The following is a 19,973-nucleotide window of genomic DNA, read 5'->3' as shown; positions in this document are numbered from 1 at the left end:
ATAGAGATTGGGCTTTTTAGTGATTAAATTTGGTGAGAGTTACTCGCTTACCTCACCAGAGCCGAATTGCTTAGCGGCATAAGCCACGCGTTCTTCTGGGCTAGGGTAGATAAGTTGCGATCCTAAACTTTCGATATGCTGCAAACGTGGCAGCAGCCCTGCGCCATTGGCTATCTGGATAGCAAGTCCAGGGCGAGCGTTAAGCTCAAGTACCATTGGTCCTTCTTCTTTATCCAGTACCATGTCGGTTCCCATATAACCAAGGCCGGTCATTTCCCAAGCACTAGAGGCTAAGGTGAGTAGCTTTTTCCAATGTGGTACTTGCAACGTTGAGAGATCTTTGCCGGTATCTGGGTGCTCAGTGATGGGTAAATTAAACTGTACGGCTCGTACTGCTTTTCCTGTGGCAATATCAAGACCTACGCCAACAGCGCCTTGATGTAAGTTGGCTTTACCATCAGAAGCCGAAGTCGAAAGGCGCATCATCGCCATGACGGGGTAGCCCTTGAAGACAATAATGCGTACATCAGGCACACCTTCATAGCTAAAGCCTTCGAAACAATCGTCAAACTTAATTAGGTTTTCAACCACCGCCACATCATTTTTACCGCCTAGTGAAAATAGTCCGGCCAAGGCATTACTGATGTGGCGCTCAACATCTTGCTGGTTGATGGTCGCACCAGAAGGTTTAGTGTACACACCATCCTTGTGCGACATAATCACTAAAATTCCTTTACCACCGCTTCCGCGTGCAGGTTTTATCACAAAGCCCGGCCACTCTTTAACCATGGCATGGATCGACTTCACATCCGCTTGATTACTGATCACACCAATCAGTTTTGGCACAGTACAACCCGCACGCTGCGCAATCAATTTGGTTTGTAACTTATCATCAACCAATGGGTATTTTGAGCGATCGTTATAGCGACCAATGTAGCTATGGTTGCGCTTGTTCATGCCCATAATGCCTTTACGGCGTAGCTTAAATGGAGAAGTGTATTCGGATAATGAAAACATCTTTACTCCTCGGCTAACGGTTTAAAACGGCGAAGTTCAGTTAAACGGTATCCAGTATAGGTTCCCAATAGCAGAATGGCAGCTAATACGATCAGCTGTAAGCCAATAAAATTAAAGGTTAGGTGTTGGACATAAGAGTTAGTCATTGCTAAGTAGATTAAGATGGAAGTAAAGAGCGAGCCGCCACCTTGTAAAATCACCTCTTTTGCTCCTTCTTCTTCCCATAGAATCGACATACGTTCGATGGTCCAAGATAGAATGATCATCGGGAAGAAGGTAATGGATAACCCTTCGGTCAGCCCGATCTTAAAGGCAACAACGGTAAAGACAGAGATGATGAGTATTACCGCAATGATGACCGCCGATATCCGTGCTACCAGTAGCAGGTTCAATTTCGATAAATAGCTACGAATGATCAAACCTGTTCCGACGATAAGCAGAAAGCCCACGATACCTGTCAGTAATTGAGTTTGAACAAACGCCACGGCGATCAGTACCGGCATGAAGGTTCCCGAAGTCTTTAGCCCAATAATCACCCGCAAGAACACCACAATTAATGCACCGATAGGAATCAACATGATGGTCTTGAACATCGCTTGCTCTTCAAGCGGCAAACTGTGAATAGAGAAGTTTAAGAGTTTGTCGGCCTCAATTTTATTATTGGTTGCCGTTTGAGGTGAAACATCTTGAGACAGCATAGTGAAGTGAACTTGGCTGTTTTGCCCACCCGTGACATCCAGCAGTGAAACGTTGGATTCATCCCAAACCAGTAGGTTAGGGTGGTTGGGCTGCGTACCTGTTTCAGGGTTAAAAAGTACCCACTGATCGCCATTCCATATTTCGTTCATGTGTTGAATCGTTTGACGGCGGCGACCATCTTCGAGCTGAATAACACCAACGACTTTATTGGGAATTTGAGAGTATGACAGCAGTTTTTGTGTGGCGTCCACTTTGCTCATTTTATTAAGCAGCAAAGAGGCGTTTTGGCTATCGGCGTCATTGAGGTTTTTAATCAGTTCGCGGGTAAAAGTGATGTTATCCGCCGAGCGTTGATTCGCTCGTTCAATTAATGCGATAGCCGCGGCTTCTTCTGGGCCGTCAAAGGTTGGCTTGACCACATCACCGATGGGGGGGATAGGGGCCGCTTTCGCTTGAGGATCGACTAAAAATTGGCTTTTGTAGTAAATAGTTTGTGGGCCAGTTGCTTTGCGGATTGACCACTCAACACGTTTGCCCGTGTCAGTAGTAACGTAAGCTACGCCATAACCTGGTGATGATGACGATTCATTGATCAAAGTATATCCATCTTGAGTATGAGGCGCAGCTAAAGAGACTTTGGCTTCTTTGCCTAACGCATTGAATTCAACACGTGCTTCAATATCCCAAATTTGGCGAGTTTCCCCGGGTGTCCATGGCACCCCGTAAGTTTGGTGGCGAACTACACTCAGTGTAATTCCTGCCACTATCAGCAATAAAACGGATAGATAAAATGGAACTCGTGACGTCATAAATGTCCTTACTACTATTTAGTTTCGGTTTGGATATACTTGCGACTGACATCGACTAACGCGATATCACGAATAAACTCGCGGCCTAGAAGAATAGGATGGCTCATTTGAGAGCGATCAGCCAAGGTGAACTGTGCTTTTTCGTGAATACTGCCTAATTTTACCCACAGCTCAACAACGGCTCTGCGTTCCATCTCATCGTTGGTCGATTGGCGAATTTTAACGTAGCGAATAATGGGTGATTCAATCCAGTTACTCTCGTCTGTTGCTCTATCACCATCGGAAAGATGAAAGCGCACCCAGTTTTTCCCATTACGTTCAAACTCTTCAATATCAATCGCATTGAGTGAAGAGGTGGCGGCCCCTGTATCAACTCGAGCATCAAAGGTTTGTTTGATCGAATCAATCGTGACTTTTTCGACTTCACCTAAAATGACGTCATAGCGTGATTTTTGAATAGAGGGTGTAGCGACTGGAATTATCACATCATCATTACTGGTTGCTTCTACACGTTTTTGTTGGGTATTGGTCGTGATCTGCTTAAGTTTTGTTAGTTTTCGATCGAGTTTTGATATTTGGTTTTCAAGGCTTTCAATGTAATCATTCTGGTTACTTAGCTGAAGCTCAAGGTTGGTCATTGTGTTGCTGAGGTTCGATTCGGAAGCTTGAATCGCTGCGAGGGTAGCTTGGTGGTATTGTTCACCATTGGTTAGAGTGCAACCTGACAGTAAGGCAATGGCAATGACGGGGGCTACAGACTTAAACATTTGCGACCTTATGTGTTTGTAATGAATACGGATAAACCGAAGTTTAGCTAACAAAATTTAGCTGATAAAAAAGGATGCGTACGGCATCCTTTGACAAGGGTAGTATTATACGCATAGCCAAGCGTTAAAACTGTGTCAATTATAGTTTTTTTGCTACCAAAATAGCGCGTCGTGGTGCGGGATACCCTTCTACGGTTTTGCTTGGGTCGTTTGGGTCAAGATAGTCGGGCAATGAGTTGTGCGTCATCCATTGAGTTGTTCGTTGTTCATCAACAGAGGTGACGCTTTCATCAACGATACGCACGTCACCAAAACCACATTTCTCAAGCCACACTTTGAGCGCTTTGGCGGAAGGGAAAAAATAGACGTTACGCATTTGTGCGTAGCGGTCGACAGGGACCAACACCGCATTTTCATCGCCTTCAATCACCAGCGTCTCAAGAATCAATTCGCCCCCTGTGACCAACTGATTTTTCAATTGGATCAGATGATCTAGCGGTGAGCGGCGATGGTATAGGACACCCATGCTAAATACGGTATCAAAGGCGTTCAATTCGGGTAACTGTTCAATGCCTAGTGGCAGAAGATGAGCACGTTGGTCATCACCCAATAGTTTACGCACCGCTTCAAACTGCACTAAAAACAGGTGCGAAGGGTCGATACCCACACACAGGCGAGCACCTTCGCCAAGCATACGCCACATGTGATAACCATTACCACAGCCGACATCCAGCACGGAACGGTCTTTCAGCGGTGAAATGTGGGGCAATACGCGGTCCCATTTCCAATCGGATCGCCACTCAGTGTCGATATGGATACCATGTAAGTGATAAGGGCCTTTGCGCCAAGGATGAAAAGTTTTAAGCAAACTTTCTAATTTCTTCTGTTCGCCTAACGTCAGCGGTGTGCTATTTGAGAGAGTGACTGACTGTTTGAGCTCGATCAGCTCAGGTGTACCCGAGGGGATTTTATTTAACGCACGAACCCAGCGGTCAAAGTCGCCATGCTCTGCATTTTGCCAGTCCGTCAACTGCTGTGGCAAAACGTTTAGCCAAGGTTGAAGACGGGTATCTTGAGCGATCAGTTGATAAAAATTGGCAAAGTTAAACATGCAAAGCGTATTCCTAGATTAGGTAAAAAGATCCTAGATAAATGGCTGGTCAGGTTTTGGCCCTTCTAGGGAAAAGAGCTAAAATGTCATTCTATTATTTGATAGCGAACTATTATTTAATAGCGAACATCGAGCCAAAGTTGAAACACTGGAACCACACTTCATAACTTGAAAAGCCAATGTGTTTAAAGCGAGCTTTATGTGTTGTGATGGAGTCTGGGCGCATCACATTTTCAATCGCACTGCGTTTTTGACTGATTTCTAATTCGCTGTAACCATTGGCTCGCTTGAAATCATGATGAAGGTCAATTAGCAGATCATGCGCCGTTTCATCTTCAAAAATGTACTTTTCAGATAAAATCAGTATGCCACCGGGGCGAAGACCCACGTAGATTTTTTCAAGCAGTGCTAGCCTATCTTCTGGCGATAGAAATTGCAGCGTAAAATTGAGCACCACTACTGAGGCATCATGAATTTCAATCTCACGGATGTCGGCTTCAATTACCTCGACAGGCGTATCCGAACGATAGGCGTTAATGTGCAGTTTACAACGCTCAACCATAGCAGGCGAATTATCAACCGCTACAATTTTACAACCTTCTTGGCGAATATGACGACGCATCGAAAGCGTAGCCGCGCCTAAAGAGCAACCCAAATCGTAAATGGTAGAGTGTGGCTTAACAAAGCGCTCAGCTAACATGCCGATTGCAGAGATAATATTGCTGTACCCCGGCACAGAGCGCTGAATCATATCAGGGAAGACTTCAGCAACTCGTTCATCAAAGGTGAAATCACCAATTCTATCGATTGGAGCAGAAAAAATGATGTCTTTATGATGGCTCATGGTGTACCTCATAGCGGCGCGCAACAAGTAGTGCTGACGGCTGCACTACCTTAAAAAAGGCGCACATTCTAAGAGAAAAGTGTGCGCGTGTCATTAACCTCGCACGCGATCATCAAAATAGGGTGATTTGGTGTTGGTCATCTTGGGCTGGAAATGTTGTCAATGTAGGTAATGTGAGTCGTTGTTGCAGCTGTTGGTATAGCTCGGCGGCTAATAATGGGGCTTCAATATTGTCTGGCGTGTGGACCATAAGATAAGGTTGTTTTCCTTGTTCGATCCAATGTGGCAGTTTGGTCATCCACGCTTCAAAAAAGGGGTAATTGGCCTCTAATTCTGGGTGGCCGATAAAACGGATCATCGGCGTTTGTGCCGTGGCAATGGCGTGAACAGGGACTTTAGGTTTCTTTTTCTGAGCATCAATGATGACGTCAGTTGTCGGTTTGGCCGAAAAGATAGGACGACTGTCCATAATGATTCGATCAATCGACGATTCAACTAACCATTGATTGAGCGCTTTTTCAGCTTCGCCTTTAGCAAAAAACTCAAGGTGCCGTACTTCAACGCTTAGTGGAAAACCCGCGGGAAAATAGGCGCAGAATTTTTTCAGCTGCTCTAAGTGCTGTGGGCCAAAAGTAGCTGGCAGTTGGATGGTCCATAATCCAACACGAGAGTGCAGAGGCTCCATCAGCATCATAAAATCTTTTAACTGATCTTGGCAGCCAGTGAGCTTATGTTCGTGGGTAATAGCTTTGGGCAGTTTGAACGTAAACCGAAAATCATCATGAGTGGCGGCGCGCCAGTTCTGCACTGTGTTCATGGAAGGTGACGCATAGAAAGTAGTGTTGCCTTCTACGGTATGAAAAACCCTCGCATACTTTTCAAGACGCTGCGCAGCAGGCGTTCCCGCGCCGTAAAACGTACTTTGCCAGCCCGCGTGTGACCACATGGTAAGGCCGAGTCGCAGTGGTAAATTCATCATACTGACCTTTTATCCATTACTAAAAATAAATACTCTACGAGAGTTTTGATGATTTTGGTATTTTAACGCTATAATCAGCCGCAATTTCTCAGCGGTGTTGCTATTTTGGTTGATTATTGATTTAAAAAGCAGCAACCCTTGATAAAACACAACAAATTGTATTCTGGAAGGTCGATTTTGCACATCTTTCAGCGTATAAATGGAACTTTGCGCTGCTCAGATAATGACGCTGAGCGGCTTAGAATTGATAACTAATTAGAGATTGGGAAATTCATTATGCGTAGCCATTATTGTGGTCACCTGAACAAGTCCCTCGCAGGACAAACTGTGGAGTTGTGCGGCTGGGTTAATCGCCGTCGTGATTTAGGCGGTCTTATCTTTATTGATATGCGAGATCGTGAAGGCATCGTTCAGGTGGTGGTTGATCCAGATATGGCGGATGTATTTGCAGTAGCTAACCAACTGCGTAATGAATTCTGCATTAAGTTAACTGGTGAAGTACGCGCGCGTCCAGAAAGTCAAATAAATAAAGAGATGGCGACTGGCGAAGTAGAAATTCTCGCGAGTGGGATTTCGATTATCAACCGCAGTGATGTTTTACCACTGGATTTCAACCAAAAGAACTCAGAAGAGCAACGTCTAAAATATCGTTACTTAGATCTACGCCGTCCAGAAATGAGTGATCGTATTAAGCTGCGCGCTAAGGCGTCTAGCTTTGTACGCCGCTTCCTTGATGAACACGGTTTCCTCGATATTGAAACGCCAGTTTTGACGAAAGCAACGCCAGAAGGTGCGCGTGATTACTTAGTACCAAGTCGTGTGCACAAAGGCAGTTTCTATGCACTTCCTCAATCGCCACAACTGTTTAAACAGTTGCTGATGATGTCAGGTTTTGACCGTTACTATCAAATCGTAAAATGTTTCCGTGATGAAGATTTACGTGCTGACCGTCAACCAGAATTTACTCAAATCGATATTGAAACGTCATTTATGACGGCAGATCAAGTGCGTGAAGTGACCGAAAAAATGGTTCGCAACATGTGGCTAGAACTACTAAACGTTGATCTAGGCGATTTCCCTGTGATGCCATACAGCGAAGCGATGCGTCGCTATGGTAGCGACAAGCCGGATCTGCGTAACCCACTGGAATTGGTTGATGTTGCAGACCTTGTAAAAGATGTGGATTTCAATGTTTTCTCTGGCCCAGCTAATGATGCTAAAGGACGCGTTGCGGTTATTCGTGTACCGGGTGGCGCGGCATTAACTCGTAAGCAAATTGATAGCTACGCTGAGTTTGTTGGTATTTATGGCGCGAAAGGTTTGGCGTGGATGAAAGTCAATGACCGCGCTGCTGGCTTAGAGGGTGTTCAATCTCCGGTCGCGAAATTCCTTTCGGCTGACATTGTGGAAGGTATTTTACAACGCACTCACGCTGAGTCTGGCGACATCATTTTGTTTGGTGCCGATAAAATAAAAGTGGTGACTGAAGCCTTAGGTGCGCTGCGTTTGAAATTGGGTAAAGATCTTGCGATCACCAATGAAAATTCATGGGCTCCACTATGGGTTGTTGATTTCCCAATGTTTGAGGAAGATGACGAAGGTAACTTGCATGCTATGCATCACCCATTTACCGCGCCACTTAATTTAACCGCGCAAGAGCTGCAAGCCAACCCAGCGGTTGCAAATTCAAATGCTTACGACATGGTATTAAACGGCTATGAAGTGGGCGGTGGCTCGGTGCGTATTCACAATGCTGAAATGCAATCTGTGGTGTTTGATATTTTAGGTATTGATGCGCAAGAGCAACAACTGAAATTCGGCTTCCTATTGGATGCGCTGAAATTTGGTACGCCACCACACGCAGGTCTTGCATTTGGTCTTGACCGTTTGGTGATGCTGTTGTGTGGTACGGAAAATATTCGCGATGTGATTGCCTTCCCTAAAACAACCGCAGCCGCTTGTTTGCTAACGGATGCACCGAGTCTGGCTAACCCAGCGTCGCTCGAAGAGTTGGCGATTGCGGTGACGGTCGCAAAAGAAAAAGCGCAATAAACGCAACGGTAACAGGGTGGCGAAAGTCACCCTCTTTTTTGCCCCCGCGTAGGGTTATCCTTTTTTATTTGAGTGAACCTTGTTCTCTCGCCAATTGACTTAGTGACAGGAATCTCTCTTTTGGCTCAAATGTATTTCTATTACTCTGCGATGAATGCAGGTAAATCAACCACTCTTCTACAATCTTCTTTCAACTACCAAGAGCGTGGTATGACGCCCGTGATCTATACCGCTGCCATCGACGACCGCTATGGTGTTGGTAAAGTAAGCTCAAGAATAGGATTGGAATCAGACGCCCAGCTTTTTACCGCTGAAACGAATTTGTATGATGAGATCAACGCACTGCACGAGCAACAAAAGCGTCACTGCATTTTGGTTGATGAGTGCCAATTCTTAACCAAAGATCAAGTCTATCAATTGACTGAAGTGGTCGATAAAATCGGCATTCCGGTACTGTGCTATGGCTTGCGTACCGATTTCTTAGGTGAGCTATTTGAAGGGAGTAAATATCTACTTTCTTGGGCCGATAAGCTGGTGGAATTGAAAACAATTTGTCATTGTGGTCGTAAAGCGAACATGGTCATTCGCACCGATGAACATGGAGTGGCGATTGCCGAAGGTGATCAAGTCTCTATTGGTGGTAACGATAAATACGTGTCGGTATGTCGTCAGCACTATAAAGAAGCCTTGGGTAAGTAAATTCATTACTTCTGCGCCTTGAACAAATTATTCGATAGGGAGGTTTAAGCCTCCCTATCTATTTTGTATGCTCCACAACTTTGTATGCCCCACAACTTGTGTTACCACTCAAATTGACTCAGAACTTGGTAAGCAAGTGTCACATCGTCTGGGATCGGTTGCTCAATCTGAAATCCTTGTGCTGGGTAGTCGCGGACTCGCACAAAATCGTCTAATAGCGCACTCAGTACAACATCAACGGTGAAATCCTCATCAAGATAATCGAAAAATGTTTCTCCGCTAGAGGTCACCATCAATGACTCAAATGGGGCGGGCCACTGCTGAACAAATGTGGCGTAGGCACGACGTTCCATGAAGGGTTTCTGAACCACAATAAATCGTTGCGCAGTGATCGATTTTTCTACCAATAGATGGTGACTAAATCGTACATTTTCTCCAGAGTGAGTCGCCTCTTTTTCCAGTAAAATCGCGTGGGTTGGTACGCCACAATCTTTGGCTATGTCAGCAAAGGTTTCTGCTTCGCTTTTAGCAAATTTACCCTCAGTAAAACGCCCTTGTCCGCCAGAGAAAAGAAGGTAGGGAGCCAGATTTTGTTGGTACAAATGAGCAGCATACTCAGCCACGCGCAAATCATTGCTGCAAAACACCATAATGATATCGGCCGCGACGAGCTCATGCTTCATCTGCATGTACTGCCACAAGGTTTCAATGTGTTGGTAGAGATGTTTACTCATTCAGTGCCAGTGCCTCTAACGTGTGTGAATAATGAAATTGATAGCCCAATTGGCTCAGCTTGTCGCTTAAGATACGTTTGTCTGCAATATCGACAATTGGCGGCAATGGTGAGTCTAGCTCGGCGGCCGCCAACGCGGCTTGATAAAACTCAGCTTTACTCACGGTTTGTGGTGTGGTGGCGTTAACGACCTGTTTGGAGAGTTTTTCGCTGGCAAAAATCAGTGCACCAATGGCGTCTTTTTGATGCAACATATTAGCTGGTGCAAGCTTGCTGACTTGCGCCAAACGCGCTGCAAATCGTGAGGGATGACGTTTTGGTCCGATCAAGCCACTACAGCGTACAATGACATAATCCAGCCCTGAATCGATAACGTGTTGCTCGGCTTGCAACATGATTCGTGCTCCTTCACTGAAGTGTGAGTCATTTTGCGCCAGTGACAAGGAGGCATGCTGTTCACTCATTGGCTGTGCAATGTCAGGATAGACGCTGGTTGAGCTGACCATGACGATTTTACGCACATTAGCCAGCTTTGCTTGTGCGACTAAATGCTGCCACTGCTGCGCATACTCTTGCCCTCTTCCATTGCGAAAACCGGGTGGAAAGCTGCCTATCACAATCTCACTTTTTTGAGCAATAAAATGCTGCGATAAGCTTTGGTCGCGTAGAGAAAGATCGCATACAAAGCCTGTGATGCCATGTTGCGTTAACTCAAGCATTCCTGCCGTTTGGGTGCGGCTGGCGTAGACTTGGTGGTTTTCGGTAAGAGCTTGCGCTAGAGGAAGGCCTAGCCAACCTGCGCCAATGAGGGTAATGGTGTTCATAAAATGTACATCCTGTATTGATTGTATGCCGATCAGGCATCGGTGAGTGGACTAAGCTGGCGCAACAACTGCCTGACCATTTTATGGATAGGATCGGCGCTCATGCGCTGGTGCTGAATGACATCAATGTTGGTATACCAAGCCAGCTGTTCAAACTCAACAGGGACACGCACTAATTTCCCCATCGCTTGTTCACTTTCGGCTAAATAGCTTGGCAGCAAACACCATCCTAAACCGCTTAACGCCATCTCTAATAATAGATAGTAGTTATCGGCGTACCATATCTCTGGGCTAAAGGCTTGATGGAAACTGCTGGTTTTATGGCTGCGTGAGCGGATAACGAGTTGGCGATGCAATCTTAGCATATCGATATGGGGCGCTTGATGCTGAGCCAATTCATGCTCTGCGGCCACATAAACATCAAAACGGATTGAACCGACATTTTCAAAATCAAGGTTATTCGGTAAGGCCAATTCACTGAAGATGATCCCACAGCTAGCGCGACCTTGTTCCACCATCTCAATCACATCGGTACTTGATGCACTTAAACATTCAATTTCAATGTGTGGAAACTGTGTGGCTAACTGTTTGAATAAATGGGTTAACCCTTGTAACGGGATCCCTTCATCCATCGCGAGCGAAAGCTGTTGATTGGGTGATGAAGCAAGCAGTTGTGCTTGTTGCGCTAAGCGTTGATGTTGCTGCAACGTCGCTTGCGCATACGGTAGAAGTCGTTCGCCTTGCGCGGTTAATCGTGGATAACGGCCGGAGCGATCAAACAGTTCTACACCGCAATCAATTTCTAAATTGATGATGTGTTGGCTAACGGCCGATTGAACTTTGCCCAACTGTCTTGCCGCGCCGGAGAAAGAGCCACTCTCAACGGTTGCGGTGAAGGCTTGCAATTGATCAATACTCAACATATCTCATTTACCGATACTATCTAACTTTTTAGTATCTTCAATATAGATGAAAATGAGTCCATTCACACCTCAGACGAAGAATAAAGAGGAGAAAAATGATGTCAATGAGAGAGCTGTCGATGAAAGAGCGCCTTTTCCATGCAATAACGTTTGAAGTGACCGCATTAGCGTTAATTATTCCAATCTCCGCATTGGTGACAGGGCAGGGAACGGGGGATTTAGCCATGATAGGTATTGGTTTGAGCCTATTTGCCGTAGCGTGGAACTATCTATACAACGTTTTGTTCGACCGAGTGTTTGGTACCAACCGATTAGCGCGTACGGTTAGCTTACGTTTGTTACACACGACCGGTTTTGAAGGTGGGCTCGTCTTTATTTCTATTCCGGTGATCGCTTGGGTTTTAGACGTATCGATGTGGGATGCATTGATTTTGGAAGCTGGGTTTCTGACCTTTTTCTTTATCTACACCACACTGTTTAACTGGGGATATGATCGAATTCAGCCCTATCAACGTTGGATTGAGCGAATGGCCAAATAAAGAAGGGCGGTTTTTTAAAGGGGCAAGGCAGCCAGCAGAGTCTCGGCTGCCTTTGCAGGCTAGATTAAGAGTTCAAAACGCGCAGCACGCGCTCTGCATGCTCGGCCACTTCGATGCCTTCATCCGTCAAATAGCCACCATCAGGTAATGTACATAGACCTTTTTCGTAAAGACGTTGAACGGCGGATTGCATGTCGTCAGACGCATCATTACGGACTTTAATACCAGTCGCAGCGCTGCTTAAATCAAATTGGAGGAGTAGATTGAGCTCGGCGATATTTTGTTGAGTAAATTTCATCTCGACACCTATATAGTGAATGATTTTTTGTCACCATAGATGGCAGCGCTGTTGGCTGCAATCAGTTGTTGTAAGAAATGTTATCTGCAACCAAATTGGGGATATTTCACACAGTTATATTCATCATTGGTTTGCAAGAGAGTGGCTATCTATAGATGCTGGATATGGGCTACCAATAAATTTTTATGATTTTCATCACGCTAAACACATTTTTTGTAAACATAGAAAATAGCTCTTGAATTGTCATAGGAATGGAGCGATTATCCGCGCCTTATATAACTTGTTTCAAAATGTTACTTGCCATGAACTTAAACCAATTTGATTCCCTATTGCCACCGCAAATGGCAGAGCGCGCCGCAGAAACTGGCGTTGGAAAAGCGACGAAAGATCCGATGAAGTCTTTCCTTCTTGCCATTTCTGCTGGCATTCATATCGGTATTGCTTTCGTTTTTTACACTACAGTGACGACAGGAACGGGCGATATGGCTTGGGGTCTGAGTCGTTTTATCGGCGGCTTTGCGTTTAGCTTAGGTCTTATTTTGGTGGTGGTCACCGGTGGTGAGTTATTCACTAGTTCAGTGCTAACGTTGGTTGCACGTGCGAGTGGCAAAATTTCTTGGAGCATGCTGATTAAAAACTGGGTCATCGTCTATTTTGGCAACCTTGCTGGTGCGCTGATGCTTGTCGCTTGTATGCTTGTTTCCAAACAATATATGTTTGATGGTGGACAAGTTGGCCTCAATGCGATGGCCATTTCTCAGCATAAGTTGCATCACGAGTTTATGCAGGCAGTAGCGCTTGGCATTATGTGTAACGTGTTGGTGTGCGTGGCGGTCTGGATGACTTTCAGTGGTCGCACCTTGACTGACAAAATTATGGTGATGATTTTACCTGTCGCCATGTTTGTCGCCGCGGGTTTTGAGCACTGCATCGCTAATATGTTCCAAGTTCCAATGGCAATTGGTATCAAATATTTTGCACCCGCTGAGTTTTGGCAGATGACGGGTGCCAATATCGCCGACTACGCAGACCTTAACTTAATGGGTTTTTTGATCAATAACCTATTACCCGTGACGATTGGCAATATCATCGGTGGGGGTGTTTTTGTTGGCATTTGGTACTGGTTAATTTACCTTCGAGATGGCTCTCACGAATAACTCCTGATTGAAGAGATGATCTTAGAAGCGGCTTTAAGGGCCGCTTTTTGTTGTCATCCCTAAACCATCACCTTAGGTGATGTTGACTGCTTCTGCTAGTGTTTATTCACTATTTATACCTTTAAAACAGCTTATCCACATTTTCTGTGGATAAGCTGTTTTAAAGCCAGTGTGTAAGATCAATTCTATCAAGAAGTGCACAAAAACCCAGCAGTGGGCAGTGCATCATGCACTGAAGTGGGGCGAATATAACACCGATTCCTGAGCGGTGATCGACATCTAACCATACCTCATCTTATTAACAATGGCGTTACATTTCGGTTGTCATTTGAGCGTTTAGCGGGAAGGAATTCGTACCTCAATCCTATCTTGCAATTCATTTTGTTTCTTTTTTGTTTCTTGTTTAACGTTTGTGAAAAGAAATTAAACTGACACAACTACTCACATTTCTATACATAAATTCTTAATCAAACACAACTCCGTGTGAGCTCAAAAAAGTAGTGGATTCCTTGCTATATAAGGTAGGAATCGATTGAACCCTACAAAGAGTATGGTCTAACATTTCGTATCAGAAATGGTAATAAGCTGAGCTCTGTCGTCGAGCTGCTCAAAATGACTGAAATACAAAACAGGCAAATGTATGAGTGATGTTAATAAAATAGAGAGTAATGAGAAACGTTCGCTTGAGTGGAAGTCTTTCCTCTTAATCACAGTGGTTCTCTTTCCGATCTTAAGTATCGCCTTTGTCGGCGGTTATGGATTTATTGTTTGGATGCTGCAAGTGTTCCTCTTTGGTCCTCCTGGTGCGCACGGTTAATTCCACGGTTCACCCGTAATCCTTTTGATCGAAAATTTAAGAGAGCGAATCATGAAATCATTGTTAGTCAAAATTTGGCGCACTATGACTCGTCCAGCCGTGCACATCAGCCTTGGTGTGCTCACGATGGGCGGTTTTATCGCCGGTGTGATTTTCTGGGGCGGTTTTAATACTGCACTGGAAGCCACCAACACAGAAGCATTCTGTATCAGCTGCCACACAATGCGCGACAACGTTTATGTTGAGCTGCAAGAAACCGTGCACTGGAAAAACCATTCAGGCGTACGTGCCACTTGCCCAGACTGCCACGTACCACACGAATGGACCGCTAAAATTGCGCGTAAGATGCAAGCCTCTAAGGAGGTATTTGCGCAAGTTTTTGGTGATTTAGGTACCCCTGAAAAATTCGAAGAGCGCCGTATTGAATTGGCCAAGCATGAGTGGGAGCGCTTTTCAGCCAACAACTCATTGGAATGTAAAAATTGCCACAATTACGATTCGATGGATTTCGAACAGATGTCGGCAACCGCGCGTATTCAGATGAAACAAGCAGCGGAAAAAGATCAAAGTTGCCTAGATTGCCATAAAGGGATCGCCCACAACCTGCCTAAAAATATGGATAGCTCAGGTGGACTGATTGGCGAGCTAGAGCAGTTGGCATCTAAAACCGATTACTCGGTCGGCAAGCAAGTGGTGAGCGTTCGCTTCTTACCTATTTATGAAGATGCGCAAGCCAAAGTCGAAGCAGGCCTTCTGAACCCAGCATCGGCAGTCACGGTATTGGATGAGAAAGGCGAGATGATTCAAATCGAAATTGATGGTTGGCGTAAAGCAAAAGGCTTTGGTCGTGTGATCCAAGAAGATTTTGGTATGAACATCGCTGTGGGCTCCTTGATGAAAGAAGCGGCACAAAATGATGCAATCGTCACTGTTGGTGAAAAGCGTGTCGATGATCTCACCGGTCTACCTTGGGAAAAAGTAAACGCGAAAGTGTGGATGAAAAAACAAGCCATGCTCGATAGCGTGGATCCAATTTGGGAAAAAGCGGGTGAGGCCTATAAAACGAACTGCTCTGTCTGTCATAGCCAACCGGATGAAGCGCATTTTGATGCGAATACTTGGCCGGGCATGTTTAACGGCATGATGGCATTCGTCAACTTCGACACAGACAGCGAAGCGTTAGTCTTGAAGTATCTACAAAAACACTCTTCAGATTTTGCTGAAGGTCACCATTAATCCACGTCAAACGGAGTTTTAAATATGGCGATTACACGAAGAAGTTTTCTTAAAGGTGTAGCAACCACCAGTGCGGCGTCGGTTATTGGGCCAAGTTTATTGGTCTCGACATCGGCTAACGCGGCAGAAACAACAGGCAGTTGGAAAGTATCAGGCTCTCATTGGGGTGCATTTCGCGCACATGTGTATGGCGGAAAAGTACAATCGGTCAAGCCGCTAGAGTCAGACACGCACCCCACTGATATGCTCAACGGAATCAAAGGCATTATCTATAGCCCATCACGAGTGCGTTACCCAATGGTTCGCCTTGATTGGCTCAAAAAACATAAATACAGCGGCGAAACACGTGGCAACAACCGTTTTATCCGCGTCACTTGGGATGAAGCGTTGGATCTGTTTTATCGTGAACTTGAGCGCGTACAAAAAGAGTACGGCCCTTGGGCGCTGCATGCAGGACAAACGGGTTGGAACCAAACGGGGTCATTTCACAACTGTACAGCGATGATGCAACGCGCTGTAGGTATGCACGGTAACTTCATCACCAAAGTGGGCGATTACTCAACAGGTGCAGGCCAAACCATTCTTCCTTACGTGTTAGGTTCGACAGAAGTGTATGCCCAAGGAACCTCTTGGTCTGAAATTCTTGAGCATTCAGACAACATTGTTTTGTGGGCGACCGACCCGGTAAAAAACCTGCAAGTTGGCTGGAACTGTGAAACGCACCAATCCTTTCCTTATCTTGATCAGTTGAAAGAAAAAGTGGCGAAAGGAGAGATTAACGTTATTTCGGTTGATCCAGTCAAGAATAAAACCCAGCGCTTCTTAAACAGTGACCATTGGTACATTAACCCACAGACCGATGTGGCGTTTATGTTGGCGGTGGCACATGTGTTGTATAACGAAGATCTGTATGACAAGGCGTTCATCAAAACCTATTGCTTAGGATTTGAACCTTTTATTCAGTACGTTCAAGGCGAAACGAAAGATAAGATTGTTAAGTCGCCAGAATGGGCCGCCGAGATTTGTGGCGTAACAGCCGATAAGATCCGCGAATTTGCACGTATGCTCGTTAATGGCCGAACTCAGTTACTGTTTGGTTGGTGTATTCAGCGTCAAGAGCATGGCGAACAGCCTTACTGGGCTGGTGCGGTTGTGGCTGCGATGGTTGGTCAAATTGGCCTGCCAGGCGGGGGGATCTCCTACGGGCATCACTATTCTGGCATTGGGGTTCCATCAACCGGTTTTGCCTCGCCCGGCGGTTTTCCACGTAACCTAGATACGGGTTCAAAACCGAAATGGGACAACGAAAACTACAACGGCTACAGTAAAACGATTCCTGTTGCCCGTTGGGTCGATTGCTTGCTAGAGCCGGGTAAAGAGATCCGCTACAACGGTTCGAGCGTAAAACTACCTGATTACAAAATGATGGTTATTTCAGGCAATAACCCGTGGCATCATCACCAAGATCGTAACCGAATGAAGAAGGCGTTTCGCAAGCTTCAAACCGTCGTCACGATCGATTTTGCTTGGACGGCGACTTGCCGTTTCTCCGACATCGTTCTTCCTGCCTGTACTCAGTTTGAGCGCAATGATATTGATGTATACGGTTCTTATTCGGGCAAGGGTTTGATTGCCATGCACCGCTTGGTTGATCCTTTGTTCCAATCACGTACTGACTTTGAGATTTTCACTGAATTGACGCGTCGCTTTGGCCGCCATGAAGAGTTCACACGCGGCATGGATGAGATGGAGTGGGTCCGTTCGCTCTATGACGAGTGTAAAAAAGCCAACGCGGGTAAGTTTGATTTACCAGAATTTGAACAGTTTTGGCAGCAGAGCGTACTGGATTTTGGTGAAGGCCAACCTTGGGTTCGCCACGCCGATTTCCGTAAAGACCCTGAGATAAATGCATTGGGTACACCGTCTGGCTTTATCGAGATTACGTCACGTAAGATTGGGCGTTATGGCTATGAACATTGCCAAGATCACCCGATGTGGTTTGATAAAACCGAGCGTTCGCACGGTGGCCCAGGTTCAGATAAGCATCCATATTGGTTACAATCTTGTCACCCAGATAAGCGTTTGCACTCACAAATGTGTGAGTCAGAAGAGTATCGCGCGACCTATGCTGTCAATGGCCGTGAGCCCGTGTATATCAACCCAATCGATGCGAAACAAAAAGGCATTAAAGCAGGGGATTTAGTTCGCGTATTTAATGATCGCGGCCAGCTATTAGCTGGTGCCGTCTTAAGCGATGGCTACCCGCGCGGCGTGATCCGTATCGAAGAGGGGGCGTGGTATGGCCCGTTGAATGAAAAAGAGGGAGCTATTTGCACCTATGGCGATCCAAATACACTCACACTCGATGTCGGCTCATCTGAGCTGGCGCAAGCCACTTCAGCCAATACTTGCATTGTCGATTTCGAGAAATTTACTGGTAAAGTACCACCAGTGACGTCATTCGGTGGACCAATCGAAGTGGCGTAATTCCGTCATTAGCTCAACGAAACGCCAGCAAACATGCTGGCGTTTTACTTGTCACATCCAAACTTGTACCTTGGGCGTTCTCATTGTTGAATAAAACAGCATACGGAGCCACGTCAAAGAGAAAACGTGATCAAAACAACTTACATGCAACGCGAATTCATTAGACACTGCCAGAACAACAATTTGTACTTTGTACTGAGGTGTTATGACAACGATCACTCTGCCATGTCATCGAGAAGTTGAGTTACTTCAACCGGATTTGATTGCCCAATTGCAAGGCGATGAGATCAGTTTTTCATATTCAGGAATACATAACTCGCCCATTTCCGATCACTACTCGCTGTTTCGCACTCTATTTGACGTTGAATCGGACGCACGAGTGATTGGTGACGGTTTTCAAATGCTAGCGCAAACTGCAGGTTCGCCGCATCATCCGGTGGATGTGGGGCGTTGCCCTGACAATAGCTTGAGCTACCGGATTTACCCGCTGCAAGACAGCCAACGTTATTACAACACGCTGGTGATTGAACAATCCACCGGATACCAACTGTTTGGTTTTACCTCTTGCCACCGTTTTGCTGGCTATTTTGAAATTCTTGAGGGAAGGACGGGCACCTATTTAGTCGCTTCCATTGACGGCGAGCAGACCCATCCACAAGATTGGACAAATAACAGTTTAGAATCCGTCGTTATTTTGCAAGGTGATTCATTATCAGGTTTGTATCAACAGTATGCGCAATATATTAGTTGTCACCATACGCCGCGTGCTGGTGTGGCACAACCTGCGCCCGTTGGATGGTGTTCATGGTATGCCTATTATGCCGATGTTAATGAACAGCACATCCTAACCAACCTTGCGGTAATGCAAGGAGAACTTTCGGGGCTAGAATGGGTGTTGCTGGATGATGGCTATCAGGCGTTTATGGGCGATTGGTTGACGCCGTCTGATAAGTTTTCTCGTGGTGTTAAAGCGCTGATCCAAGAGATCAAACAAGCGGGCAAAAAACCTGCAATTTGGCTCGCTCCCTTCATTGCACAAGCTGAATCTCAATTGTTTAAGCAACATCCAGATTGGTTTGTACAAAATGCTCAAAGACAACCACTGAAAGCTGAAGAAGTAACCTACGGTGGCTGGCGCTGTACACCTTGGTATGTGCTGGATGGCTCTCATCCTGACGTGCAGGAATACTTAACCCATGTGATCAAAACCATGAAAGAAGAGTGGGGGGTTGAGCTGTTTAAGTTGGATGCGAACTATTGGGGAGCACTTAAAGGACGGCGTTATCAGTCGGGAGTGACGGGTGTTGAAGCGTACCGTTTAGGGATGCAGGCGGTAGCAGAAGGCGCGGGAGAGGCATGGTTACTTGGATGTAACGCGCCGATGTGGCCGTCACTGGGTTTAGTAGATGCCATGCGTGTTTCGGACGATGTCGAGCGTTCGCCACAGCGCTTTGAACAAATCGCTAAAGAGACTTTTTATCGCAGTTGGCAGCACCGCAAGTTATGGCAAATTGATCCTGATTGCGCAACACTGACGTCGCTTGCGAATCAATCGACCGATCGCATCAGCTATGAATTTCATCACAATGTATTGCTTGCGTGTGGTGGCTTATTGCTTTCAGGTGATCCACTCCCAGAATTGACCTCTTTTGCTAAGCAGAGCCTAAATAAGTTAATGATTAGGCGCAAACACAACCAAGATGCGGCTAAGCCAACTTCATTGGCTCTCAATCACCTATTTTTAAAGTTAACAGAACGCAATGATCTGCACTGCTTATTCAATTACCAAGGTGAGGCGTGTGACTATACCTTAACAGCGAGCCAGCCAGTGGATTGGTACGACTACTGGACAGGAGATAAGCTTTCGCCAGAGCCAGTCAAAGTATTTGAAGTCTCCTTGGCAAGTGGCTTAACCAGCCGAGCAGTGATTACCTCTTGTTAGTGGAGTGCCCTTGTTAACAGAGTGCTCTTGTTAAGAGTGC

Annotated in this window: 18 protein-coding genes; 8 read left to right on the top strand and 10 right to left on the bottom strand. The window is 45.8% G+C overall.

The genetic code is table 11. The annotated features are described in order from the left end of the window. Positions 1-39: 39 nt before the first annotated feature. From AACV32_RS05645 to AACV32_RS05620, 6 genes are all read right to left on the bottom strand, one after another. The gene (locus AACV32_RS05645; protein WP_170894746.1) at positions 40-1,017 is read right to left on the bottom strand and encodes an alpha-L-glutamate ligase-like protein; all 978 of its coding nucleotides are present in this window, start codon (positions 1,015-1,017) and stop codon (positions 40-42) included. A gap of 2 nt (positions 1,018-1,019) precedes the next feature. Next, positions 1,020-2,525: an inactive transglutaminase family protein gene (locus AACV32_RS05640; RefSeq protein ID WP_017044665.1), complete on the bottom strand. Its 1,506-nt coding sequence runs from the start codon at positions 2,523-2,525 to the stop codon at positions 1,020-1,022. A 14-nt stretch (positions 2,526-2,539) separates the two neighbouring features. After that, on the bottom strand, positions 2,540-3,292 hold the full coding sequence (locus AACV32_RS05635) for an ATP-dependent zinc protease family protein (RefSeq protein ID WP_026028024.1): 753 nt from the start codon (positions 3,290-3,292) through the stop codon (positions 2,540-2,542). 139 nt (positions 3,293-3,431) lie between these two features. Continuing rightward, positions 3,432-4,403: a tRNA 5-methoxyuridine(34)/uridine 5-oxyacetic acid(34) synthase CmoB gene (cmoB, locus tag AACV32_RS05630; RefSeq protein WP_017043928.1), complete on the bottom strand. Its 972-nt coding sequence runs from the start codon at positions 4,401-4,403 to the stop codon at positions 3,432-3,434. Positions 4,404-4,515: 112 nt separating this feature from the next. Beyond that, on the bottom strand, positions 4,516-5,259 hold the full coding sequence (gene cmoA, locus AACV32_RS05625) for a carboxy-S-adenosyl-L-methionine synthase CmoA (protein WP_170894745.1): 744 nt from the start codon (positions 5,257-5,259) through the stop codon (positions 4,516-4,518). 100 nt (positions 5,260-5,359) lie between these two features. Then, the gene (locus AACV32_RS05620) at positions 5,360-6,226 is read right to left on the bottom strand and encodes a DUF72 domain-containing protein (RefSeq protein ID WP_064625032.1); all 867 of its coding nucleotides are present in this window, start codon (positions 6,224-6,226) and stop codon (positions 5,360-5,362) included. 276 nt (positions 6,227-6,502) lie between these two features. On the opposite strand from AACV32_RS05620, the gene aspS reads away from it, so the two are divergent. Together aspS and AACV32_RS05610 are read left to right on the top strand one after the other, a co-directional pair. Continuing rightward, complete coding sequence (aspS, locus tag AACV32_RS05615; RefSeq protein ID WP_047690909.1) at positions 6,503-8,278, top strand: aspartate--tRNA ligase; 1,776 nt, start codon at positions 6,503-6,505, stop codon at positions 8,276-8,278. A gap of 120 nt (positions 8,279-8,398) precedes the next feature. Further along, positions 8,399-8,977: a thymidine kinase gene (locus tag AACV32_RS05610; protein ID WP_026028832.1), complete on the top strand. Its 579-nt coding sequence runs from the start codon at positions 8,399-8,401 to the stop codon at positions 8,975-8,977. Between the two features lie 101 nt (positions 8,978-9,078). Here AACV32_RS05610 and AACV32_RS05605 read toward each other — a convergent pair whose 3' ends face one another. From AACV32_RS05605 to AACV32_RS05595, 3 genes are read right to left on the bottom strand one after another with little or no spacing between them, the layout of a single operon-like run. Continuing rightward, a complete protein-coding gene (locus AACV32_RS05605) occupies positions 9,079-9,711 on the bottom strand; it encodes a YdcF family protein (RefSeq protein ID WP_105977442.1) in 633 nt (210 codons plus the stop codon). Further along, positions 9,704-10,534, bottom strand: coding sequence for an NAD(P)H-binding protein (locus AACV32_RS05600; RefSeq protein ID WP_170894744.1), 831 nt, complete (start codon positions 10,532-10,534; stop codon positions 9,704-9,706). Before AACV32_RS05600 ends, AACV32_RS05605 begins: the two co-directional genes overlap by 8 nt. Before the next feature lie 32 nt (positions 10,535-10,566). Continuing rightward, positions 10,567-11,457 (bottom strand): LysR family transcriptional regulator, encoded by an 891-nt coding sequence (locus tag AACV32_RS05595; RefSeq protein WP_010318618.1) that lies wholly within the window; start codon positions 11,455-11,457, stop codon positions 10,567-10,569. A gap of 95 nt (positions 11,458-11,552) precedes the next feature. Here AACV32_RS05595 and AACV32_RS05590 point away from each other — a divergent pair, with 95 nt between their 5' ends. Then, positions 11,553-11,996 carry a PACE efflux transporter gene (locus AACV32_RS05590; protein ID WP_013857051.1) on the top strand — a complete coding sequence of 148 codons (444 nt, stop codon included), beginning with the start codon at positions 11,553-11,555 and terminating at the stop codon, positions 11,994-11,996. Positions 11,997-12,060: 64 nt separating this feature from the next. On the opposite strand, the gene AACV32_RS05585 is transcribed toward AACV32_RS05590, so the two are convergent. Beyond that, positions 12,061-12,294, bottom strand: a complete 234-nt coding sequence (locus AACV32_RS05585) for a TIGR02647 family protein (RefSeq protein ID WP_010318620.1) — start codon at positions 12,292-12,294, stop codon at positions 12,061-12,063. A 302-nt stretch (positions 12,295-12,596) separates the two neighbouring features. On the opposite strand from AACV32_RS05585, the gene focA reads away from it, so the two are divergent. The 5 genes from focA (at position 12,597) to AACV32_RS05560 (ending at position 19,933) form a co-directional block, all read left to right on the top strand. Then, positions 12,597-13,451, top strand: coding sequence for a formate transporter FocA (focA, locus tag AACV32_RS05580; RefSeq protein ID WP_026028023.1), 855 nt, complete (start codon positions 12,597-12,599; stop codon positions 13,449-13,451). A 640-nt stretch (positions 13,452-14,091) separates the two neighbouring features. Beyond that, positions 14,092-14,268 carry a trimethylamine N-oxide reductase system protein TorE gene (gene torE, locus AACV32_RS05575; RefSeq protein WP_010318622.1) on the top strand — a complete coding sequence of 59 codons (177 nt, stop codon included), beginning with the start codon at positions 14,092-14,094 and terminating at the stop codon, positions 14,266-14,268. 51 nt (positions 14,269-14,319) lie between these two features. Further along, the gene (torC, locus tag AACV32_RS05570; protein ID WP_026028567.1) at positions 14,320-15,504 is read left to right on the top strand and encodes a pentaheme c-type cytochrome TorC; all 1,185 of its coding nucleotides are present in this window, start codon (positions 14,320-14,322) and stop codon (positions 15,502-15,504) included. 24 nt (positions 15,505-15,528) lie between these two features. Next, positions 15,529-17,991 carry a trimethylamine-N-oxide reductase TorA gene (gene torA, locus AACV32_RS05565; protein ID WP_170894743.1) on the top strand — a complete coding sequence of 821 codons (2,463 nt, stop codon included), beginning with the start codon at positions 15,529-15,531 and terminating at the stop codon, positions 17,989-17,991. Positions 17,992-18,196: 205 nt separating this feature from the next. Next, the gene (locus AACV32_RS05560; RefSeq protein ID WP_017049865.1) at positions 18,197-19,933 is read left to right on the top strand and encodes a glycoside hydrolase family 36 protein; all 1,737 of its coding nucleotides are present in this window, start codon (positions 18,197-18,199) and stop codon (positions 19,931-19,933) included. Positions 19,934-19,973 lie beyond the last annotated feature (40 nt).

Source organism: Vibrio sp. B7, assembly GCF_963888765.1.
GTDB lineage: Bacteria > Pseudomonadota > Gammaproteobacteria > Enterobacterales > Vibrionaceae > Vibrio > Vibrio anguillarum.
The sequence above is the reverse complement of the archived record's forward strand: the minus strand, read 5'-3'. Positions and strand labels throughout refer to the sequence as shown.